Below are 20894 nucleotides of genomic sequence, written 5' to 3'. Positions count from 1 at the left end.
CGGCTCTATGTCCTTCGCCATTCCGCTACGGCCGGGGCTACCGCTATGGTCCCCGTCGGGCGGGACGTCGATCGTCGTCCTGCCGCGCCCTCGGGGGGAGGGAAGGAAACCGAGTCAATGCCCGTACCCGTACCGCGACAGAGGAACGTCCCCGTCGCGGAGACCGCGCACGGCGGCGCCGCCGGCGGCGCCGGAGTCGTCGGCCGCCGCGCCGACGGCGGCCTCGGCGGCTCCACAGGCGTACCCGGTGGCGGCAGCGGCGTCAGCGGCGGCGACCTCACGCTCCTGGTGATCGAGGACGACCCTGCGGGCTCCTTCTCCGTACCCGAGCTGCCCGACACGGCCGGCGCCCGCGTCAAGGTCCGCAGCGCGCGCAACCTCACCGAGGCCGCACGCCTGCTCACCGACGACGTCCACTGCATCCTGGTCGACCTCGCCCTGCCCGGCACCGGCGACGAGCCGCTCTCGCCGCTGAAGCACGTCCTGCGGCTCGCGCCGCGCCACGCGGTCCTCGCCCTGACGACGTCGGGCGACGCCCAGCGTGCGGCCGAGGCGGTGCAGCTGGGTGCCCAGGACCATCTCTTCCGCGACGAGCTCGACGCCCGGCTGCTCAGCCGGGCCGTGCGGTACGCGGTGGAGCGCAAGCGCGCCGACACCGCCCAGATGAAGCTCGCCGAGTCCCGGCTGCGCGCGCAGGAGAACGCCCGGCTGGAGCGCGGTCTGCTGCCCACTCCCCTGCTGGAGGGCTCGAACCTGCGGTTCGCCGCCCGCTACCGCCCCGGCCGTTCCCGGGCCCTGCTCGGCGGTGACTTCTACGACACCGTCCGCACCCCGGACGGCACGGTCCACGCGATGATCGGCGACGTCTGCGGGCACGGCCCGGACGAGGCGGCCCTCGGTGTGGAGCTGCGCATCGCCTGGCGTGCGCTGACCTTCGCGGGTCTGTGCGGGGACGAGCTGCTCTCGACGATGCAGCAGGTGCTGGAGCACGAGCGGGAGAGCGACGAGATCTTCGCGACGCTGTGCACGGTCGACATCGCCCCCGACGGCCGTCGGGCCGGACTGTGCCTTGCGGGCCATCCGTCCCCGCTGATCGCCCGCAAGGGCAAGGCCGCGCAGCTGCTGCCGTACGAGAACGGCGGCCCGGCGCTCGGTCTGCTGCCGCGCGCCCGCTGGCCGCGCCGCCAGGTGGAGCTGGGCGGCGCGTGGAGCCTGATGATGTACACGGACGGGCTGATCGAGGGCCGTGCCGGGCCGGGCGAGAAACAGCGCCTCGGCCAGGAGGGCATGCTCGACATGATCAACCGGCAGCTGGGCGAGGGGCTCGAGGGCGAGGCGCTGCTGGAGTCGGCGGTGTCGGAGGTGCGCGACCTGAACGGCGGCGACCTCACGGACGATGTGGCGGTCCTGCTCCTGAGCAGGGACCGGCAGACGGCCTGAGCCGTCGCGCGGCGGGCTGCGACGGGGCTTCGGCTGCCCCGCGCGCTACCTGCCGCCGTTGTACGGGCCGTACGGGCCGTCGCTGCTGGAGCCGCCCCTTCGGCCGCCCCCGGACACCTGCGCGAGCGCGGGGCGCACGTCGACGAAGAAGACGATGCTGGCGATCAGTCCGGCGATCGACAGGAACAGCACGGACACGAACAGGTTCACCGCGACCGTGATGCCCAGGATGATCAGCCAGAAGTTCTTCGTCTGCTTGTCGGCGGCGGTGTAGGCGTCCTTGCGGGCCAGCGCAGCCATGATCAGAGCGGTCACCGAGGTGACCAGGAAGACCAGGTCCAGCACCAGCCAGAGTGTGAAGTCGAATCCCGCGCGCAACATGGAGTACCGCCTCGTGAGTCGTTAGGAGCGCCTCGCCGCCAAAGCTATCGGGAGAACGGGCCGGACACCTCAATGGTGCCCGGCCCGTTTTCTCCGTACGCCGTTGCCGGCGCTGGGCTACTTGGCCGGCGGCGTGGCCGTCTTCTTCGGCGCGGGCTTGCGCGGGCCGGTCTTCTTGGCGGCCTGGGCCGGCGGAACGGCCGCGGCGACCGGGGTGGACTTCGCCCCGGCCGGCTTCGCGGCCTTCGGCTCCGGGTCCGGCTCGACGGCGATGGCGATCTCGTTGATCTCCTCGGCCGCCTCGCCACGCCAGGTCTTCACGGTCTGCTCGCCGTGCTCGGCGACCTTCTCGTACGCCTCGCGGGCCTTGACGGCGTACTCGGCGGCGACGCCGACGCTGCGCAGGGCCAGGTCCTGGGCGCTCTCGCCCAGCTTCTTCAGGTCGGCGTCGAAGGTGCCGAGCACCTCGGTGACCTTGGCCTGGACGGTCGCCTGGGCCTCCTTGGCCTGGACGGAGACCTTCTCCTGGACAGCCTTGGGGTCGGTGTTGCGCACGGCCTCGATGCGGCTCGGCGCCTCGGCGCGGAGCTGCTCGAGCAGCGCGGGGACCTTCTTCGCCTGCTGGACGGCGAGGTCGGCCGTGCCGGCCGCGAAGTAGAGGGGGGTCGGGTCGGTGAGGGTCTTGCGCAGGTCATCGGTGATGGCCATGACTGTGGTCCTCCCGGAACGCAGATCAGTGTGAGGGTGGGTCGGCAACACTGCCGTCGGCCGTGCGGGGCCCTTCAACGTCGGTGTCCTCCGTGACCGCGCCGTCCTCGGTCTCGAATCCGTTCTCCTTGCGGAAGGACTCGTAGATCTGGAGCAGTACGGCCTTCTGGCGCTCGTTGATCGAGGGGTCGGCCAGGATGACGGCACGCGTCTCCAGCTCATCCCGATCCCGCTCATCGAGAATCCCGGCCCGCACGTACAGCGTCTCGGCGGAGATCCGCAGGGCCTTGGCGACCTGCTGCAGCACCTCCGCGCTCGGCTTGCGCAGCCCGCGCTCGATCTGGCTCAGATACGGATTGGACACCCCGGCGGCATCGGCGAGCTGCCGCAGGGAGAGCTGCGCCGTGCGCCGCTGCTCCCGCAGGTACTCACCGAGACTGCCGACGTTGAGTGATGCCATGCTTCCGATGGTGCACAGTCGCGCTAACTATTGCAAGCAACTGCTTGCAATAGTGTTCCACGCAACACCCGTACGGCCCTGAGGGACGCCTACCCGGTGTCCGCTCTCATGAGATGTGGCGAGTCCCAGTGGTTCTGGCAATCGACCTCGCGGAGTCCCAGCGAAGCCGGCCAGCCTGTTGTCCCGTCGAAACGGAGGTGGCAGATTCTCAGTGCTTCGCAGTCCGACCTTGTGGATTCTCACCCGTTCCAGAGCGGGACCAGACGGCAGCTCTCCGCCGGGCAACGAGACGAACCGCCATCCTCGTGGTCCTGTGATCTGCCAGGCTTCGAACGACGTGTCGGCCGAACACGTCAGATGCGTGCCGCCGTCGAACACCATCCGCAGGAGGCCGCACTTGAACGCAACCGCGGACAGGGTCTTCGCCCCGAACAGTGGAAGAGCCTCAGCCACGTCCTGAGACTCCGGTGTCAAAGGCAGGCCAGGACTGGTGTGGAGTGAGCCTGCCGAGAGCCGAGCCGGTGCTTCCAGTACGACTTCCCACCCCGCATCGAGGGTGAGCGTCAGCCGAGAGTCGATGCTGATCCTGGCGACACTCAGGCCTCGGAGGTTCAGGACCCACCGGTCCTCATGCTCGACCGGTTCCACTTCAGTGCTCATCACCGCACCATGGTCCACTCCGTCGCAGTTGCCAAGGGATTTTGCTCCTCCTCGGCAGCACCCTCTGCTGAGCAGGCGACTCTCCCCGGAAAGCGCATCCCTGGTTCGCGCTGCGGAAGACGAGCACTCCACCGAACTCGTCGTGTACGAACAGCTCGCAAGGGCGCAGCTCGGCACGCGTCAGTGCGGCTGCGGGACCTCGGTCAGGCCGATCCGCCGGTGTTCGTCCAGTCACGGGATGGTTGGGTCCGCTACCCACGCCTCCCGCCCCGATAACCCCGTGCCCTCCGTCACCCGCCCTGCCACCATGGTCCGGTTCACGCCGCCGGGTCGGTGCCCTCGGCACCGATTCCCCGAAAGGACCCACCGTGACCGACGACCGCATCGACCCGCCCATGCGGGGGGACGAGCGCGAGACGCTGCGCGCCTACCTCGACTACCACCGGGCGACCCTCGCCATGAAGACCGAGGGACTCACCGACGACGAGCTGCGCCGCCGGTCGATGCCGCCGTCGGCCCTCACCCTGCTCGGGCTGGTGCGGCACATGGCGGAGGTGGAGCGCACCTGGTTCCGCCGGGTGATCAACGGTGAGGACATTCCGCTCGTCTGGTCGGACGAGGGCGACTACCAGGTGGCGTACGACGCGAACGGGTCCACCGGCGCGGAGGCGTTCGCGGCCTGGCGGACCGAGATCGACCACGCGCGCCGGATCGAGAAGGAGGCCGAGTCCCTCGACGTGACCGGCTACCAGGCACGGTGGGGCGAGGACGTCTCACTGCGGCTGGTGATGCTGCATCTGATCCACGAGTACGCGCGGCACAACGGCCACGCCGACTTCCTCCGCGAGGGAATCGACGGAACAGTCGGCGCCTGACCGCCCACCGGTCCCTACGTGCCGAGTTCGCCCGGCAGCGGGCGGGTGTGCAGGACGTCGAGCCGGGACACGGCCCGGGTGAGGACGACATACAGCCGGTGCAGGCCACGGGTCTCCGCCCCGGCGATGGCGGCGGGCTCGGCGACGACGACATGGTCGTACTCCAGGCCCTTGGCCACCGCCGCGGGCAGCACGGTGACCCGGGCGTCCGCCGCGAGGTCGTCCGCGGCGGCGGTCGCGATGCCCGCCGCGGTGAGCGCGGCCCGCAGCCGGTGGGTGTCCGGCTCGTCCGCGATCACGCCGACCGAGCCCTCGTGCTCCAGCGCCGCCCGTACGGCCGTGACCGTCGCGGCCACCACGTCGTCGACCTCGCTGACCGTCAGGGCGCCGTCGCCCCGCAGCGAACGCGCCGGCGGCACGTCGACACCGAGCGAGGGAACCAGCCGGTTCGCGAAGGCCACGATGGCCGCCGGGACACGGAACCCTTCGGTCAGCGGGACCACGGCCGCGTCCGCCTTGCCGAGATGGGCCAGTTGCTCGGGCCAGCTGCCGGCCGCCCACGGTGTGGTGCCCTGGGCCAGGTCGCCGAGCACGGTCAGCGATCCGAACCCGGCGCGCCGCGCGATGGCCCGGCACTGCATGGGCGACAGGTCCTGCGCCTCGTCGACGACGATGTGGCCGTAGCCGTCGGGGCGTTCGATCAGCCCGGCGAGTTCGTCGAGGAGTACGAGATCCGCCGCGCTCCACCGCGCGGATCTGTACGAGCGCGGCGGCCTGGCCCACCTGACCGCGTCCTGCTCCACCGCGGTGAGGAGCGGATCCGCGGGGTCGGTCAGCAGGCCGGTGAGGACCTCCTCCGGCTGCGTCCGCGGCCAGACGGCGTCGACGAACGCGGACACCGGGCGGGAACGGCTGATCCGCTGCACCCAGGCGTTTCCCATCGGCCCGGCGCGCCGCTCCGCCTGGAGCAGGATCGCGCGGACGGCGCGGGTACGGACGCGCTCCCGTCCCACGGCGTACGGCGGTGCCTCGGCCCTCACCTCGTCGACGATGCGCCGCAGTTCGGCGAGCGGGACGCGCCAGCGATACGAGCCGTCGGGTACGACGACCGGCCCCGTGGGCGGCACCACCCGTGCGTACAGGGCCCGGTGCAGCACCTCGGCCATCCGGACGTCGTGCTTGACCGCCGCGGCGGCCGCGCCGTCCTGCGCGCGTACCTCGTGACGGGCGATCTCGTCGTCCACGGTCGACTGCCGGACGCCGGTCTCGCCGAGCGCGGGCAGGACGGCCGAGATGTAGGAGAGGAAGGTGCGGTTGGGCCCGAGGATCAGAAGCCCGCCACGCCGGATGCGCTGCGGAAAGGTGTAGAGGAGATAGGCGGCCCGGTGCAGCCCGACTGCGGTCTTGCCGGTGCCCGGAGCGCCCTGCACGCACAGCGATTCGGCGAGCCCGGACCGTACGAGGTCGTCCTGCTCGGGCTGGATGGTGGCGGCGATGTCCCGCATGGGTCCGACCCGGGGGCGCTCGATCTCGTCGGCCACGATGGCGCTCGTACGGCTGGTACGGGAGGGGCCGGGCGCCAGGCCGTCGGTGGCGGGGCCGGGGGGCCGCGTGAGCCGTTCGTCCTCCATGCCGGTCAGATCCGCCGAATCGCCCTTGCTCAGGGGCGCCCAGCCGAACCGGCGGCGCACGGCCACGCCGTGCGGATCGCGAGGGCCCGCCTGGTAGAAGGCGCGGGAGACGGGCGCGCGCCAATCGACGACGAGCGGCGGCGCGGAGGGATGTTCGGTGATCCGGCGGCGGCCGATGTGGTAGCTCTGCCCGCGGTGTTCGCCGGCGGTCGCCTCCCGTGCGAAATCGAGGCGGCCGAAGAAGAGCGGGCTGTCCGGCTCCTCGCTCAACGCCTTGGCCCGGCTGCGCAGTTCGTACCCCAGGACTTCGGCGTCGGCGCCCGAGGCGAAGGCGTTCTCGCCGTCGACGACGTCCTGGGCCGCACCGTCGACCATGCCGGTCAGGGCTGCGCGGCAGGCGTCGTGGAACGTGCGTTCCTGGGTGAGGGCATGGCTGAGTGCGTCGTCGGGTGCCGTCATTCCATCGAGAATAACGTAACCGAGTTACATTTTTAACCGAGACTCATCAAGGTGACTGGCTGCCCTGGCTGCCCTAACCGACCTGGCCGACCTGGCCGACCTGGCCGAGACCGTTGCGCAGCTGCGCGAAGGCGAGCCGCGCGGCGTCCACCGCGGACGGACGCACATCCTCAGCGCTCTCACCTGCGGCGATCCGGCGCCAGTTCTCCTCGGCCAGGATGCGGATGACGGCGATGATCTGCCCGGCGGCGAGCCTGGCGGTCACCGGGGCGCCGCCACCGTCCGCGGCTCCCGCCCGGGGTTCTCCGCCGTCGAGCGCCGCCGCCAGCGCCTCCTCGGACCGCGCCTGGTACGCGTACAGCCGGGCCACCAGGCTGGGCGTGCCGTACAGCAGCCGGTGGAAGGCGAGCACCTGCGGGACGTCACTGAGCCCGGTCACGGGGTCGCCGCGGTCGAGGCCGTCGAGAAAGTGCCCCAGCAGCGCGTCCAGTGGTGAGACCCCCGGCTCCCGTGCGGCCACCACGCGGGCCGCCTCGTCCTCGTGGTCGGCGAACCGGTGGAGCGCCATATCCTCCTTGGCCGGGAAGTAGCGGAAGAGCGTGGGCTTGGAGACGTCGGCCGCCGCGGCGATCTCGGCGACGGAGACCGCTTCGAAGCCCTTCTCCAGGAAGAGCGCGATCGCGGCGTCCGAGATCGCGCGGTACGTCTGCTGCTTCTTGCGCTCCCGCAGGCCCGTGCCACCGCTCATGGGCCCGAGCCTACGCACCGTCGCGCGCGGCCGGGGTGATCACCCCGCCGCGCACGGGCCCGCTCCGCCCCGCCTGCGGATCAGGGCCTCGACACCGTCCAGGATCGTCTCCAGCCCGAAGGCGAAGTCGGACCCCGGCTCGTCCGGCTCGAACATCGCCGTGGACTCCATCAGCTTGGCCACCGACGGATAGCGGACGGGATCCGCCAGTCGCTTCACGGTGTTGGCCCAGCCGCGCATGGCCTCCTCCGGACCGGCGCCGCTCCTCGCGACCGCCGCCGCCAGATCCGCCATCAGCAGCGCCTCGTTCCGCACGAAGCCGCCGACCAGCATGATCACCGAGATCTTGTCGCCCTCGTCCAGCCCCGTGCCCTCCAGCGCCGCGAGGCCCTGGTCCCACCAGGCGACCGAGTTGGGCGTGGCCGGCGGGCCGGAGATGGGGATGCGCAGGGCCCACAGATTGCGGTGGAAGACCTCGCGCTGCGCGCTCGCCCAGGCCGCCGTCGCCTCCCGCCAGTCCGCGTCCGGGCCGGGCGGCTCGGGGGGCATACCGACGACCGCCTCCTGCATCAGGATGTAGAGCTCGTCCTTGGCCGCGACATACCGGTACAGGGACATCGTCGAGACGCCCAGCTCCTTGGCGACCCGCCCCATCGACACGGCGCCGAGCCCCTCCGCCGCCGCGAGGGCGACCGCGGCCGCGACGATCCGTTCCAGGCTGAGTCCGGGTTTCGGCCCCTTCGCGGGACGGTCCCGCAGGCCCCACGCCGCCTCGATGCTGGCCGGCAGCCCGGTACCGCCGCCGTCGCCGCTGGTGTCCGTCATCGCTCTCCGCCTCGCTGCCCCGTTCCGCCTTGACGCACATCCTAGTAATGCGTAACCCTTACACAGTATCGCGTATGGCATACGCATTAGAGGGGGAGTCCGTCATGAACCAGCCAGCCGCCGTCGAGGCCACCGGCCTCGTCAAGGCGTACGGGAAGGTCGCAGTGCTCCACGGCATCGATCTGCGGGTCGAGGCGGGCAGCGTCTTCGCGCTGCTCGGCCCGAACGGCGCGGGCAAGACCACCGCCGTCCGCATCCTCGCCACCCTCACCACCGCCGACGCCGGAGATGCGCGCGTCGCCGGGTACGACATCGTCCGCGAACGGACGCGGGTGCGCCGGGCCATCAGCCTGACCGGCCAGTTCGCGGCGATCGACGAGAAGCAGACGGGCGAGGAGAACCTCCGCATGATGGGCCGCCTGAGCGGACTGTCCCGCCCGGCCGCCAAGCAGCGGGCCGCCGAACTCCTCGAACGGTTCGGCCTCACGGACGCCGCCCGCCGACGGACCGTCACCTACTCCGGCGGGATGCGCCGCCGCCTCGACCTCGCCGCCGGACTCGTCGGCCGGCCCGAGGTGGTCTTCCTCGACGAGCCGACGACCGGCCTCGACCCGCGCAGCCGCGCCGAGTTGTGGCAGGTGGTGCGCGAACTGTCCGCCGGGGGCGCGACGGTGTTCCTGACCACGCAGTACCTGGAGGAGGCCGACCGGCTCGCGGACCGTATCGCGCTCGTCGACGGCGGCAGGCTCGTCGCGGAGGGCACGGCGGACGAACTCAAGGCCAGGGTCGCGGGCCACCGCCTCGACCTCGTCCTCACCGACGCGGCGGCGTATCTGCGGATCGAGTCCCGCGCACCGGGCCGCTCCGTCCACCGCTCCCCCGAGACCCTCACCGTCGGCTTCCCGACGGACGGAACCGCCGCGGAGGTCCGCGCCCTGCTGGACGAACTCGACCCGCAGCGGCGCGACATCGTCCGCTTCTCGGTCCGGCAGGCCACGCTCGACGACGTCTTCCTCACTCTGACCGGCAAGGAGCCCGCCCATGTCTGACGCCCTGAGCCGTACGGTGTCGCCCGCGCTGACCGCCGCCATGACGATGTCCGGCCGCAGCATCCGTCTCAGCCGGCGCAACATCGACGCCGTCATCACCTCGATGATGCTGCCGCTGATGATGATGGTGGTCTTCATCTACTTCTTCGGCGGAGCCATCGACACCGGGACGGCGTACGTGACGTACGTGGTGCCCGGGATCCTCGTCCTGTGCGCGGCCTTCGGCGCGTCGACCACCGCGGTGGGGGTGAGCGAGGACATGAAGGGCGGCATCATCGACCGCTTCCGCTCCCTGGACGTCGGCGGCACGGCGATCCTGACGGGTCATGTCGCCGCCAGCACCCTGCGCAACCTGCTCTCCACGGCCCTGGTCCTCGCGGTCGCCCTGCTGGTCGGCTTCCGCCCCTCGGCCTCCCCCGCGGCCTGGCTGGCGGCCGGCGGCATCCTGATCGCGTTCCTGATCGCGATCTCCTGGCTCGCGGCGGCGGTCGGCCTGCTGGCGAGAAGCCCGGAAGCGGCGGGCGGCTTCACCTTCTTCATGTCGTTCCTGCCCTACCCGAGCAGCGCGTTCGTCCCGATCGACACGATGCCGGGCTGGCTCCACTCGTTCGCGGACCACCAGCCGGTGACCCCGCTGATCGAGTCCCTGCGCGGCCTGCTGCTCTCCCAGCCGGTGGGCACGACACCCTGGGCGGCACTGGCGTGGTGCGCGGTGATCATGGCGGTGGCGACGGGGGCGTCAGGGGTGCTGTTCCGGATGCGGACGCGGTGAGGACTTGAGCCAGTCGGCATAGGCGGCGATCACCCGGTGCAGCGAGGGGACACTCGTCAGCCCGAGTTGTTCCTGTGCCGCCGCCAGGACCCGCCGCACCTTTCGCGCCGCATCCGGCAGAAGCCGCTCAGCCGCCTCCGATGCCGCCCTGATCTCCTCGGCAGTGCGGATGACATCCGTGATGACTGATTGCACCCTCTTGTATGCCATCAGGACCGGAAGATCGTGTCCCATGTGTGCGGAGCAGCCGGGCTTCGCGTACTCGACCGCTTCCCGCCACACCTCGCAGATCCGCTGCTCCTCCCTCTTCGTGTAGTGCATCAGGTGCAGGTGGGTCGCCAGGTCGTAGAGCGGATCCCCGATCATGGCGAGCTCCCAGTCGATGAACCAGAGGTCGCCGCTGGAGTCGACAATCAGATTCTTGCGGTGGAGATCGCCGTGGAGGAGGGTGAACGGGCGTCGTCCGAGACCGGAGGCGGACTCGGACAGCTCGGCCAACGCCTGTTCATGAACCCCCAGCGTGCTGAGAAGCGTTCCAAATACTCCCGCATTGCGCCGGTACACCTCATGCTCGGTGAAGCGGATGAGCCCTCGCAGAAATCCGGCCGAGTCGTCATCCGCCGAGTCGCTGTCCACCGAAGAAGACCCCGTCAGGGTGGGGACCCGCGCTATGTCGTCCAATTCATCCGGCTTGATGGCCGTCAATTCCCTGAACAGCCGGCCGAGTTGAGTGACATGCCGTGCGCCCAGGGAGCGTTGGCACGAGGCGCCGCCCTCCAGCGTCCGGCCTTCGATGAACCCTTGGAGGAACACACCGTCCGCGATCTCGGCGGTCTCGGGGATACGCGAGACCCGGCCCTGCAGGGCAATGAGCAAGCGGTCCTCGGAGGCGAAGCAGCGCCGGTCGAACCAGAGCAGTCCCGGGCGCGGCACGCGCAACTTGCCTCGGAGGGAGTGGGCCGCCAATGGGTTCTCGACCGGCAGACGAAAGGCGTACGCCTCATGGTGGTAGCCCTCCAGAGGGCCTTCCACATCCTGGCCGTCGCTGCTCAGCGCGGCTGCTCGCCGTCGGATTTCAGATGCCGCATCGACTGTCATGTAGCGCGCCCTCAGCGTTCCGCCCGGTTCAGACTGAGAGAGGAAGTTACCTCCCCAGCAGACCCAGTGGTTGAAGGTTTGCTCCGAAGTCACTCACCCCAGTCCATGGAGGCCTCGGCATTCGACCAGTAGGACTCGAACTGCTCGCGCACTTTGTGGAAGTAGGCACTGTCCTGCCCCGTGCCGCCCGCCGTCGGCTTCCACGTGAAGGGTTCCGAGCTGCTCATCAGGTCACGGATCGCCATGGGCGGGCTGTCTCCGTGTTCGCGCACCTCGTTGCGGCGGACCTCGTAGAGACTGGTGAGCGCGACCGAGTTGTTGAGGATGTAGTACTTCTGCTGCGGGAGCGTGGGCAGCGAGCGGATCTCCACTCGCACACTGGCCCGTCTCCGGTACTCCGCCACGGAGAGCAGAGAGTGCTCCAGCTGCCGCGCATAGGTTCGGATGATTCCTCGCAGTCTCCGCAACGGGCGCTGGTCCGTCGGATCGCTGATCAACTCCGGTAGGCCGTGATCGACCACCAGACTCGGCAGCAGCACCCGCGCCCTGATCGACTCGGGCACCGGGGCCTTCCCCGCCCTGATCCTCACCACCTGCTGAGCCACGATCTGGCTGAGATTCTCGGTGGTCAGGGACCAGACATCGAGAGACACGTCGGCGGCGGCGAACGCCTCGGCCACCCAGTCGTCGAGGGTCTGCGGCGTCGTGTGGCCCGCCACCACGCGAGGCCCCCTCCCCTTCCCGCCCTCATCGATCAGTCCCCACGCCCGCAGGATCTTCAGGGCATGCTGAACGGTTACCAAGGAGACCTCGTACTGCTGTGCCAGCACCCGTTGCTTGGGGACCTGTTCGCCCGGCTCGATCCTGTTGTCGGCGATCTGCTCGCGGAGGTCTTCGGCTATGCGCAGGTACTTGTGCCGACCGGGAACGCCATGCTTCTCGCCCTCACGCCCCGTCAAAGCCATTCAAGAAAGCTACAACAGTCGTTCACCATGCGTCGCAAGTCCGCCATGAGCAGTCAACAAGACATGTTGAACGGTCACTTGGCAGACAGGTCGGGTGGCGTTGTGAGCTGCCAAGACCGCAGTGAGCGGGCGTACCTTCGGCCGCACGGGCAGAGCTCCCGAAGGGACGAAGTCATGCGTCGTACACTGCCGTCACTCCGCTCGGTGACCAGCCTCGAACGCCTCGATCAACGGGCCGTAGGAGCCGATGTACACCAGTGGCTCGCGGCCCCTCAGACGCCGGAGCTTCGCGTCGTTCCGGACATACCCGAGGAAGGGAACCCCGAGCGCACCGGCGGCTTCACGATCCGCGGGAGAGTCGCCGATCATCAGCGACTTCTCCGCCGTGAACCCCGTGGTCTCCAGCGCCCGGCGCAGACAGTGCGGATTCGGCTTGAGCAGCGCCGGGTCCGCGGTGCGTCCGTGGACGTGCCCGTCGAAGTAGGCCGAAAGGCCACGGTCTTCGAGATACTGCGACGCTGCCCGCGGCGAGTTGTTGGTGGTGATGGCGAGTCGTACGCCTCTTCCGCTCAGCAGCTCCATCAGGCGCCCCGCGCCGACGGTCGGCTCAGCAGTCGACGTGGCCCGCAGCTCCTCTTCGGTGAGCAGCCGCTCGAGTTCCAGGACCAGCTCACTGCCGGGTCGCTCCTGGCCTGCGACGCCCAGTACGGCGTGGGGGTCGTCGGCGGAGGCGGCGGGCACCGGCACGTCGTAACCGAACCGGTGCCGGCTCAGGGCGCGCATCGCTGCGGCCACGTCCGCAGCCGGATGGCCGGAGAAAAGTCGGCACACCGGGCCGTCGAAGTCGAAGAGCACGCACTTGGCGGCCGAAAGGAGGTCGAGCGGACCGGTCACGTGCGGATACCTCTCGTCGATCCGTCCGTTCGGGCAGAGAGTCGGCTGGTGTCTTCGCACCCCATCTTGCCCCCAATGAACAGGGGGAGCAGTGACGTTGCTACCGGACCCCCTGCGCCTCGCCACCCTCCAGGCCCCCGGCGCGAACCTCAATGGCCTCCGGGCAGCTCAGCCGGCGAGGGTGATGTCCGAGGCAAGCGTGCCCCACAGGCCGTCGAACCAAGCCTGCGACTGGATCAGGAAGGCTTCGTCCCGCGCCCCGCCGTCACGGTCGAAGGCGAACAGCCACGAGTCGCTCCCCAGCGCGTCGTAGATCACGGTGGGGGTGTCGCCGATCTGCTCCTCGCGCTTCGTCACGGTGTAGTACGCGAACAGCGCCTCGGAGCCGTTCAGCAGATAGAGCTTCACGGGCGGGGTGAAGGGCAGCGCCTTCAGTGTGACGTCGACGTCGATGCCCCGCGTCGTACGCAGCGCCCTGAGGCCGGAGCGCAGGACCAGGCCGTGGCTGTTGCGCAGCGACAGCCAGTGCTCGTGGACCTTCCTCTCGTCCGCCGCGTCCTCCGCGGCCCGGGGAAAGGCGATGTCCAGATCGCGCGAGGGCAGCAGCAGACGGACGGTCACACTCTCCGGGGTGACCTGACCCGAGCGCATCAGCTGCAACGGGTCGGCGAGCGCCAGATTCAGCGACTCGGCGGTGAGACAGATGGCGTCGATGGTCACGTGCGGAGCCTGGAACGCCTCCATCACTCGCGGTCGCAGCCCGGCGGCGGTCTGCTGCGGCTCCGCCGAAGGGTCCGTCTCGCGCGGCAGGGCAATGCGTGCCGGTGCGCCCCGGACGCCGGCCGTGAGCAGACCCGCGTCCCGCAGCAGGTCGAGCGCCTGCCGGATCACTCGACGCTCCACGCCGAATTCCTCGGCCAGGGTGTCCTGCGTGGGCATGCGCTCGCCGGCCCTGAGTCGGCCGACCCGGATGCGCTCGGTCAGGATGTCAGCCACTTCGCGGTGCGAGGGCTTGGTGCCATTGAGTGCACTGTGCTCGTGGGTCACGACAGAACGTTACAACTTAAGTCTATCTGACGGGAGTTACCCGCAACTTGTTTTCAAGTTGCGACCAAGTGGGGACAACTCAAGTGAAGTTGGCAACCAACTTGACCAACTTCCCGCAACTCGAAGACCGCGCCACCCCGCCCCGTCCACCGTCGTACGGGTGCCGCGTGCGGACGAATCCGCACCTCTGCCGTTCCACTCCCCAGCCCGAGGAGGGATCGCCGTGCCCCTGATCGCCCTTTTTGTCGAGCAGTACGTGCAGCTGCGGTACGGCTTCGTCGCCGCCGTAGGGCTCGCTCTGCTGACCATCGGAGTCAAGGCCGAGAACGCCACCTGCGCCGGCATCGGCGGCATTCTCCTCATCACGCCCGCCATCAGCGCCGGCAGCTGACAGGCACAACTCCCCACGCACCACCGAGCGCACCGAGCGCAACCCACGCCCGGACATCACCGCGCGAGCGGCCCTCGCGCCGCAGACGTCACAGGTGTCCGGGCACTCCCATGCCGCTGACGTCAGGACGTGCCCGGGCACACCTCGCAGACCTCAGAAGACGTCCGGGCACCACGCGCGCCTCGACGTACGGAACACCCCGTCCGCCACCCGCGCCGCTCCCGCCGTGTTCTCCTCCACCCGGCCGAGCGCCGTCAGCCGTACCGCCGACTCGTCGCCCAGGTACAGCGTCCCCAACTCCGCGATGTCCAGGGTCAGATCCGGGGTGTCCGTCGACGGGGCGCAGGTCGCGCCCTCCGGGGACGCGTCCAGGCGGAAGCGGCCGCCCGCCAGGCCCATCCGGTCGTGGAGCTCCAGCACCAGCGTGCCCGAGCTTTCGTACGTACGGGCTTCCAGCGCCCGTACGACGTCCAGGATCCGCACCCACAGGAAGTCGGCGTGCGTCAGGATCCGCGCCGCCCTCGGGTCCGGGAGGAGCAGGGGGAGGAGGTCGTCCGGGGCGCGGCTGCCCGACTTCACCGTGGTGATCCAGTCGACCGAGCAGACGAAGTGCCACAGCGCGCGCTCCGCGCCCGGGGTGAGCGCCAGCAGTTCGCGTACCGACGCCGTGTTCAGCGGCTGCTTGGCGTCTCCCCAGCGGTCGTCCGCCCGGTAGGAGAGCAGGCCCTCGATCTCGCCGGACGCCGCGCGGTAAACGGCGTAGAACGGCTCGGTCCACGGGTCGCCCGGCGGCAGGGCCTGGCCCGTGTGGAGCTGCCACCAGCGCTCGTCGCGGCTCACGAAGCCCGGCTGCACGGCGGCGAGGCGCTGATGCAGTTCCGGACCGAGCTTGCGGACGTCGGTGCCGTCCACCAGGTCGACACGGCCGCCGTCGGACGGGCCGGACCAGCGCGGGTCGATACCCGTGCGCGGGACGTCGACGGACCACTCGGTGAGCCAGGCAGCGGGCCCGAAGCCGTACCGGCCGTAGATGGGGTACTCCGCGGCGATCAGCGTCGACACCACGTCACCGCGCTCCTTGGCCTCCGCCAGGTCCGCGGTCATCATCCGGCTGAGCAGCCCGCGGCGGCGATGGGTGGGGCTGACCGTGACGTTGGAGACGGCGTTCGCGGCCACCGTGCCGCCGCCGGGCACGGTCAGCCGCTGCTCGAAGGTGCGGTACGTCGCGACACAGCGGCCGTCGTCGAAGGCGCCCCGCACCCGGCTGAGATCCGTGTGCGCACGGCGCAGCGCGATCTCCTCGTCGGTGATCGCGGGCGGGCGCAGAAAGCCGGTGGCCAACGCGCGCAGCCAGTCGGGGTATTCGGACTCGGTCGCGATGCGGGTCTCGACGCTCATGCACCCACGCTAAGCACGCGGCCGTCAGAAAGTCGCGCGAATTTCCCCGACCTCGGCCCCGCCGCCGAGCAGTGGCATCCGGCCGATCCTCGCCACCACCGGCGCGTCCACACCCATCAGGCGCAGCGCCCTGGCCAGCACGGGCCCGAGCGCGCGGCTCCCGCCGTCGTCGACCTTGAAGGCCAGCGCGCGGCCGTCCTCCAGCGCCACCGCCTGCACGGCCTCGGCGCCCATCTTGGACAGCGCGCCCGGCACCTCCTGCATCAGCCAGGTGTCGGCCCTGCGGGTGCCCGCCACGTACTCCGGGTGCGCCCGCATCGCGTCGGCGACCCGTCGTTCGGCCGTGCCGGCGCCGGCGAGCACGAAGGAGCGGAAGGACCGGGCGAGCCCGGTGAGGCTGATCGCCATCAGCGGCGCTCCGCAGCCGTCGGTGCCCACCGCACCCACCTGCTCCCCGGAGGCGTCCTCGACGACCTCGTGCACCAGCTGCTGGAGCGGGTGCGCCGGGTCGAGGTAGGTCGTACGGTCCCAGCCTGCCCGGGCGCAGGCGGCGAGCATCGCGGCGTGCTTGCCGGAGCAGTTCATGGTGACCCGGTCGCGCACCTGCCCCGCGGCGAGGTACGTCTCGGCCTCGACCGGGTCCAGCGGCAGATCGGGCGGGGTCCGCAGCTCGTCCGCCGTCAGGCCGTGCTCGGCGAGCATCTTCCGTACGAGATCGAGGTGAAAGCTTTCTCCTGAGTGACTCGCGGCCGCCAGCGCCAGCCGCTCCCCCGAGAGGTCGAGCCCGGCCCGGAGGACGGCCGCGGCCTGCATCGGCTTGTTGCTGGAGCGTGGGAAGACGGGGGTCGCCGGGTCGCCCAGCGCGAACTCCACACTGCCGTCGGCCGCGAGGACGACGAGAGACCCTCGGTGATGGCCCTCGACGAAGCCGGAACGTACGACTTCGGCGAGGACCGGCGGTATGGCGGTGCTGGCGGAGGTGGAGCTCATCGTCGGCCTTCCGGGGCGGGAACCCGCTCCCGGCACGGTCGCCTCAGGTGAGCAGGTCGTCTACTTGCGCTTCGCCCTCACGGTACCTGCGGGCGATCTCGGCACTGCAATCGTCCGCGGTGTGCTGCAGCAGCTGCCGGCGGCGTGACACCTGCTGTTCATAGCGGATCAGCTGTCCCATTCCCGCGTGCAGCTCTTCGTCCGTCCGGGCGTCGAGGTCGGAGAGCTCCACATCGGAGAGCATGTCGGCGGCGAGCCGCCGGTACTCCTCGCCGTGCGGCGTCGAGAGCGTCACATGGCGGGCGGAGGAGCGGTGCCGGGACGGGGTGTCGGCGAGGATCTCCGACAGCCGGTCCACGACCGGGGTCTCGGGGTCCGTACGCCGCGCGAGCTCGGCCCGCAGGATGTCGATCCGGCCCTGGAGCAGCCGCCGTACATAGCTGAGGTCCGCCTCGTCGCGCTGGGCCTCACGGCGTAGCACCCGCAGCTCGGGCAGACGCAGGGCGGGGAGGTCGTACTGCGGCGGCTCCGGCAGGGCGTCCGCGGTGCGCTGCTGGGGCGGGCGGGTCGCACACGCCGCCGCCGGCGGGAATGCGGGAATCGAAACGGGACCTGCCGTCTGCCCGGCGCCAGATGTACTCATGTGCGTATGTCCGTCCCCTCGACCGGTGCATGAGGTCTCCGCAGGCCCGGAAGGGCCGGGGGGATGCACCGCCTCATGGCATCGTGCCACTCCCGAACCGTCCGACGCAGGCGCTCTGCACCCGTTCAGCCCCAGATAGGTTGGTCTGTATGCGTGCAGTGGTGCAGAGGGTCGACGGCGCGAGCGTCGACGTGACGGAGGAGTCCGGCTCCGAGACGGTCGGCGAGATCATCGGCGAAGGCCTGTGTGTGCTGGTGGGAGTCACCCACGAGGACACCGAGGAGAAGGCGGCGCAGCTCGCCCGCAAGCTCTGGTCGCTGCGGATCCTGGAGGGTGAGAAGTCCTGCTCGGACGTGAATGCGCCCTTGCTGGTGATTTCGCAGTTCACTCTCTACGGGGACGCCCGGAAGGGCCGCCGCCCCACCTGGAACGCGGCGGCGCCGGGGCCGGTGGCCGAGCCGCTGGTGGACGAGGTGGTGGCGCAGCTGCGGGCACTGGGGGCGACGGTGCAGACGGGCCGGTTCGGGGCGAGCATGCGGGTCTCGCTCACCAATCACGGCCCGTTCACCGTACTGATCGAGATCTGACCGGCCGGCGGATTGCCGGGGCACGCGAGCCCGGCAGGTCCGAACGACGGACCCCTACGGCTCGACGACCGTCTCCTGTGCGGCCGCCGTGTCGCCAGCCAGCAGCTCCGCGTCCACCGGCACATTGCGCTTCACCAGCGCCAGCGCGATCGGGCCGAGCTCGTGGTGGCGGGCGGAGGTGGTGATGAACCCGAGCTTGCGGCCCTCCTCGCCGTCGGCCGCGAGCCGGATCGGGGTGCCGGGGCCGGGCAGATGGACCTCGCTGCCGTCCAGGTGCAGGAAGACCAGCCGGCGCGGCGGCTTCCCCAGGTTGTGGACGCGCGCCACGGTCTCCTGCCCGCGGTAGCACCCCTTCTGGAGGTGGACCGCGGAGCCGATCCAGCCCAGCTCGTGCGGGATGGTGCGGTGGTCGGTCTCGAAGCCGACGCGCGGGCGGTGGGTCTCCACGCGCAGGGCCTCGTAGGCCAGGATTCCGGCAAGAGGGCCGTTCGCGTCGGCGTACGACTCCAGGTCGGCGCGCGGCAGGAACAGATCGCGGCCGTGCGGGGTCTCGCGTACGACCACGCCGTTCGGGACCTCGGCGATGGAGCCGGCGGGCAGATGCACCACCGCGATCTCGGCGGTGCGCTCGGCGACCTCGACCCGGTAGAAGAACTTCATCGACTCCAGGTAGGCGATGAGCGCCTCCTCGGTGCCCGGCTCGACATGCATCCACACCGTCTCGCCGTCGTCGACGAGATACAGCGCGTGCTCGATGTGGCCGTGGGCGGAGAGGATCAGCGACTCGGTGGCCTGGCCCGCCGGAAGGTCGCTCACATGCTGCGTGAGCAGCAGATGCAGCCAGCTCAGCCGGTCGTCACCGGTGACGGCGACGACACCGCGGTGGGAGAGGTCGACCAGACCCCGGCCGTCCGCGAGGGCGCGCTGCTCACGGAACAGGTCGCCGTAGTGCGCGGCGACCCCTTCGTCGTGTCCCTCGGCGGGGACGGCGCCGGGCCGGGACAGCAGCGGGCTGGCTGTACGTGAATGTTGCAGCATGCGCACCAGCCTACGACTCGGTCGTCGAAGCCTCGGCAGAGCACTTCTCGCAGCGGCCGAAGATCGCGAAGTGCTTCATGTCGGTCTCGAACCCGAAGGTCTCGCGCAGCTTCGCCGTGAACTCGGAGGCGACCGAGACGTCCGCCTCGATCACGGTCGTGCAGTCGCGGCACACCAGGTGGATGTGGTGGTGCCGGTCGGCGAGGTGATAGGTCGGAGCGCCGTGGCCGAGATGGGCATGTGAGACGAGGTGCAGCTCCTCCAGGAGCTCCAGGGTCCGGTAGACGGTGGAGATGTTCACGCCGGACGCGGTCTTGCGCACCTCGGCGAGGATGTCGTCGGGCGTCGCGTGCTCCAGGGAGTCGACGGCCTCCAGGACAAGCTGACGCTGTGGGGTCAGCCGGTAGCCGCGCTGCCGCAGATCGCTCTTCCAGTCGATGCTCACCACGGGACCCAGTGTAGGTCCGCCGCGGAGCGTCGGACGGGGCTATGAGCGGGCGCCTCGGCCGACGGCCCGTCCGGGCGGGGCGGCGGCGCATCCGGGCGCTGCGGCGGCGCGTCCGGGCGGGGAGGTGGGGCGTCCGTGTCCCGCGTGCGGCCGAGCAGGGCCCGGACCCGCAGCACCACCTCTTCGAGGCTGAACGGCTTGGCCACGCACGCGTCCGCCTCCCCCGCGGGCCCGGTGCAGCGGTCGGCCGCGCCCGGGGCGGTGAGGAAGAGGACCGGCATGCCGTGCCCGGCCCTGCGCATCATGCGGGCGATCTCGAATCCGTCGAGATCGGGCAGCAGCACGTCCAGCACGACCACATCCGGGGCACGGCCGCCCAGGCGCTGCATGGCCTGGATGCCGGTTGCCGCACAGCTGACGTCGAAGCCGGCGAGGCACAGCGTCTGGGCGAGGAGTTCACGGATGTCCGGCTCGTCGTCGACGACGAGCACGGAGGCGGCTCTGGTCACATTCCAGAGCTACCGGCCGTGCCTCAGAGGATCCTGAGAATCCTCTTCGGGTTGCTTGAGGATCGCGCCCTGCCCGAGGCAGGCTGCTCGGCTACTTGAAGAAGGCGATGCCGTCGTCGGGGAGGTCACCGAGGTCCTTGGCCCAGGACTCGACCTGCTCCGGGGAGACGACCTTCTTCAGATGCGCCGACATGTACGGCCGCAGCGGCACCTCGGGCGTGGACTTCTCGCCCACCCACATCAGGTCGCTCTTCACATACCCGTAGAGCCGCTTTCCGCCGCTGTACGGGCCGGCGGACGCGGTCCGCGCGATCGCGTCCGTCACGAGATCGATCTGCGGCTTCTGGTCGGCGAGTTCGCCGTACCAGACCTCGACGACGCCCTGGTCGCGGACCATGACGACCTCGACCTTGCGGTCCTTGTCGATGCGCCAGTAGCCGTGCTCGCTCTCCAGCGGCCTGACCTTGTTGCCCTCGGCGTCCAGCACCCAGGAGTGCGAGACGTACTCGATGAAGTCCCGGCCGTCGTGGCTGAAGGTGACGGACTGGCCGAAGTTGCACTTCTCGGCGCCGGGGAAGTCGGAGACGCCCGCGCCCTCCCAGGTTCCGAGGAGGAAGACGAGGGGGACGAGGTCCGGGTTCAGGTCGGACGGAATCTCGATCATGAGCAGCTCAGGCGATCTGTAGTGATGGGCTGTCGTCACAGGTCTCGGGCGGCACGGCCCCGTTCAGCGCTGACCCTGGTAGAGCTTCTTCACGGTCAGCCAGGCGAAGGCGGCGACGCCGACGCAGACCAGGACCAGAAGGGCTTCGAAGAATGCCTCAAGCACGGGGTGCTCCTCGGATGAGCGATGTGGCGGAACAGGGCCGGTGCCCAGC

At 70.3% G+C, this 20894-nt stretch carries 24 protein-coding genes; 6 read left to right on the top strand and 18 right to left on the bottom strand.

Features of this window, described 5'->3' with window-relative positions; translation table 11 throughout:
* The first annotated feature begins 117 nt into the window (after positions 1-117).
* The gene (locus tag RPQ07_RS20195; RefSeq protein WP_313945565.1) at positions 118-1440 is read left to right on the top strand and encodes a PP2C family protein-serine/threonine phosphatase; all 1323 of its coding nucleotides are present in this window, start codon (positions 118-120) and stop codon (positions 1438-1440) included.
* Positions 1441-1485: 45 nt separating this feature from the next.
* On the opposite strand, the gene RPQ07_RS20190 is transcribed toward RPQ07_RS20195, so the two are convergent.
* The 4 genes from RPQ07_RS20190 to RPQ07_RS37800 all read right to left on the bottom strand — a co-directional run bounded on the left by RPQ07_RS20190 (position 1486) and on the right by RPQ07_RS37800 (position 3649).
* Positions 1486-1821 (bottom strand): DUF2516 family protein, encoded by a 336-nt coding sequence (locus tag RPQ07_RS20190; RefSeq protein WP_313945564.1) that lies wholly within the window; start codon positions 1819-1821, stop codon positions 1486-1488.
* A gap of 117 nt (positions 1822-1938) precedes the next feature.
* A complete protein-coding gene (locus tag RPQ07_RS20185) occupies positions 1939-2529 on the bottom strand; it encodes a hypothetical protein (protein WP_313945563.1) in 591 nt (196 codons plus the stop codon).
* A 25-nt stretch (positions 2530-2554) separates the two neighbouring features.
* Positions 2555-2989: a helix-turn-helix transcriptional regulator gene (locus RPQ07_RS20180; protein ID WP_313945562.1), complete on the bottom strand. Its 435-nt coding sequence runs from the start codon at positions 2987-2989 to the stop codon at positions 2555-2557.
* Positions 2990-3016: 27 nt separating this feature from the next.
* Positions 3017-3649, bottom strand: a complete 633-nt coding sequence (locus tag RPQ07_RS37800; RefSeq protein WP_413777756.1) for a DUF6188 family protein — start codon at positions 3647-3649, stop codon at positions 3017-3019.
* A gap of 368 nt (positions 3650-4017) precedes the next feature.
* Between RPQ07_RS37800 and RPQ07_RS20175 the strand changes: the two genes are divergently transcribed.
* A complete protein-coding gene (locus RPQ07_RS20175) occupies positions 4018-4524 on the top strand; it encodes a DinB family protein (RefSeq protein ID WP_313945561.1) in 507 nt (168 codons plus the stop codon).
* Between the two features lie 14 nt (positions 4525-4538).
* Here RPQ07_RS20175 and RPQ07_RS20170 read toward each other — a convergent pair whose 3' ends face one another.
* The 3 genes from RPQ07_RS20170 to RPQ07_RS20160 form a co-directional block, all read right to left on the bottom strand.
* Positions 4539-6614, bottom strand: a complete 2076-nt coding sequence (locus RPQ07_RS20170) for an AAA family ATPase (RefSeq protein WP_313945560.1) — start codon at positions 6612-6614, stop codon at positions 4539-4541.
* 73 nt (positions 6615-6687) lie between these two features.
* Positions 6688-7362 (bottom strand): helix-turn-helix domain-containing protein, encoded by a 675-nt coding sequence (locus tag RPQ07_RS20165; protein WP_313945559.1) that lies wholly within the window; start codon positions 7360-7362, stop codon positions 6688-6690.
* Positions 7363-7401: 39 nt separating this feature from the next.
* Positions 7402-8187 (bottom strand): TetR/AcrR family transcriptional regulator, encoded by a 786-nt coding sequence (locus RPQ07_RS20160; RefSeq protein WP_313945558.1) that lies wholly within the window; start codon positions 8185-8187, stop codon positions 7402-7404.
* A 104-nt stretch (positions 8188-8291) separates the two neighbouring features.
* On the opposite strand from RPQ07_RS20160, the gene RPQ07_RS20155 reads away from it, so the two are divergent.
* Together RPQ07_RS20155 and RPQ07_RS20150 are read left to right on the top strand one after the other, a co-directional pair.
* A complete protein-coding gene (locus tag RPQ07_RS20155) occupies positions 8292-9236 on the top strand; it encodes an ATP-binding cassette domain-containing protein (protein WP_313945557.1) in 945 nt (314 codons plus the stop codon).
* Entirely contained in the window at positions 9229-10008 is a 780-nt protein-coding gene (locus RPQ07_RS20150; protein ID WP_313945556.1) for an ABC transporter permease, read from the top strand. The genes RPQ07_RS20155 and RPQ07_RS20150 overlap by 8 nt, the downstream gene beginning before the upstream one ends.
* On the opposite strand, the gene RPQ07_RS20145 is transcribed toward RPQ07_RS20150, so the two are convergent.
* The 4 genes from RPQ07_RS20145 to RPQ07_RS20130 form a co-directional block, all read right to left on the bottom strand.
* Positions 9976-11106: a phosphotransferase gene (locus RPQ07_RS20145; RefSeq protein WP_313945555.1), complete on the bottom strand. Its 1131-nt coding sequence runs from the start codon at positions 11104-11106 to the stop codon at positions 9976-9978. The genes RPQ07_RS20150 and RPQ07_RS20145 overlap by 33 nt on opposite strands.
* 89 nt (positions 11107-11195) lie before the next feature.
* Positions 11196-12071 carry a winged helix-turn-helix domain-containing protein gene (locus RPQ07_RS20140; protein ID WP_313945554.1) on the bottom strand — a complete coding sequence of 292 codons (876 nt, stop codon included), beginning with the start codon at positions 12069-12071 and terminating at the stop codon, positions 11196-11198.
* 192 nt (positions 12072-12263) lie between these two features.
* Positions 12264-12965 carry an HAD family hydrolase gene (locus tag RPQ07_RS20135; RefSeq protein ID WP_313945553.1) on the bottom strand — a complete coding sequence of 234 codons (702 nt, stop codon included), beginning with the start codon at positions 12963-12965 and terminating at the stop codon, positions 12264-12266.
* A gap of 168 nt (positions 12966-13133) precedes the next feature.
* Positions 13134-14012, bottom strand: a complete 879-nt coding sequence (locus RPQ07_RS20130; RefSeq protein ID WP_313945552.1) for a winged helix-turn-helix domain-containing protein — start codon at positions 14010-14012, stop codon at positions 13134-13136.
* Between the two features lie 223 nt (positions 14013-14235).
* Between RPQ07_RS20130 and RPQ07_RS20125 the strand changes: the two genes are divergently transcribed.
* Entirely contained in the window at positions 14236-14403 is a 168-nt protein-coding gene (locus RPQ07_RS20125; protein WP_313945551.1) for a hypothetical protein, read from the top strand.
* A 153-nt stretch (positions 14404-14556) separates the two neighbouring features.
* Here the strand turns inward: RPQ07_RS20125 and RPQ07_RS20120 are convergent, their stop codons facing one another.
* The 3 genes from RPQ07_RS20120 to RPQ07_RS20110 are packed head-to-tail and all read right to left on the bottom strand — an operon-like array spanning position 14557 to position 17434.
* A complete protein-coding gene (locus tag RPQ07_RS20120) occupies positions 14557-15801 on the bottom strand; it encodes a GNAT family N-acetyltransferase (protein WP_313945550.1) in 1245 nt (414 codons plus the stop codon).
* Positions 15802-15825: 24 nt separating this feature from the next.
* Complete coding sequence (locus RPQ07_RS20115; protein ID WP_313945549.1) at positions 15826-16791, bottom strand: asparaginase; 966 nt, start codon at positions 16789-16791, stop codon at positions 15826-15828.
* A gap of 43 nt (positions 16792-16834) precedes the next feature.
* A complete protein-coding gene (locus RPQ07_RS20110; RefSeq protein ID WP_313945548.1) occupies positions 16835-17434 on the bottom strand; it encodes an ABC transporter substrate-binding protein in 600 nt (199 codons plus the stop codon).
* A 149-nt stretch (positions 17435-17583) separates the two neighbouring features.
* On the opposite strand from RPQ07_RS20110, the gene dtd reads away from it, so the two are divergent.
* Complete coding sequence (gene dtd / locus RPQ07_RS20105; RefSeq protein ID WP_313945547.1) at positions 17584-18021, top strand: D-aminoacyl-tRNA deacylase; 438 nt, start codon at positions 17584-17586, stop codon at positions 18019-18021.
* Positions 18022-18075: 54 nt separating this feature from the next.
* On the opposite strand, the gene RPQ07_RS20100 is transcribed toward dtd, so the two are convergent.
* From RPQ07_RS20100 to RPQ07_RS20085, 4 genes are all read right to left on the bottom strand, one after another.
* The gene (locus RPQ07_RS20100; RefSeq protein ID WP_313945546.1) at positions 18076-19059 is read right to left on the bottom strand and encodes a folate-binding protein; all 984 of its coding nucleotides are present in this window, start codon (positions 19057-19059) and stop codon (positions 18076-18078) included.
* Between the two features lie 10 nt (positions 19060-19069).
* On the bottom strand, positions 19070-19507 hold the full coding sequence (locus RPQ07_RS20095; RefSeq protein ID WP_313945545.1) for a Fur family transcriptional regulator: 438 nt from the start codon (positions 19505-19507) through the stop codon (positions 19070-19072).
* Entirely contained in the window at positions 19501-20016 is a 516-nt protein-coding gene (locus RPQ07_RS20090) for a response regulator (protein WP_313945544.1), read from the bottom strand. Before RPQ07_RS20090 ends, RPQ07_RS20095 begins: the two co-directional genes overlap by 7 nt.
* 91 nt (positions 20017-20107) lie before the next feature.
* A complete protein-coding gene (locus RPQ07_RS20085; protein ID WP_313945543.1) occupies positions 20108-20680 on the bottom strand; it encodes an FABP family protein in 573 nt (190 codons plus the stop codon).
* Between the last annotated feature and the right edge of the window lie 214 nt (positions 20681-20894).

Origin of the sequence: Streptomyces sp. AM8-1-1 (genome assembly GCF_032229325.1) — a bacterium.
GTDB classification, from domain to species: Bacteria; Actinomycetota; Actinomycetes; order Streptomycetales; family Streptomycetaceae; genus Streptomyces; species Streptomyces achmelvichensis.
This window is presented reverse-complemented; position numbering and strand designations above follow the sequence as displayed.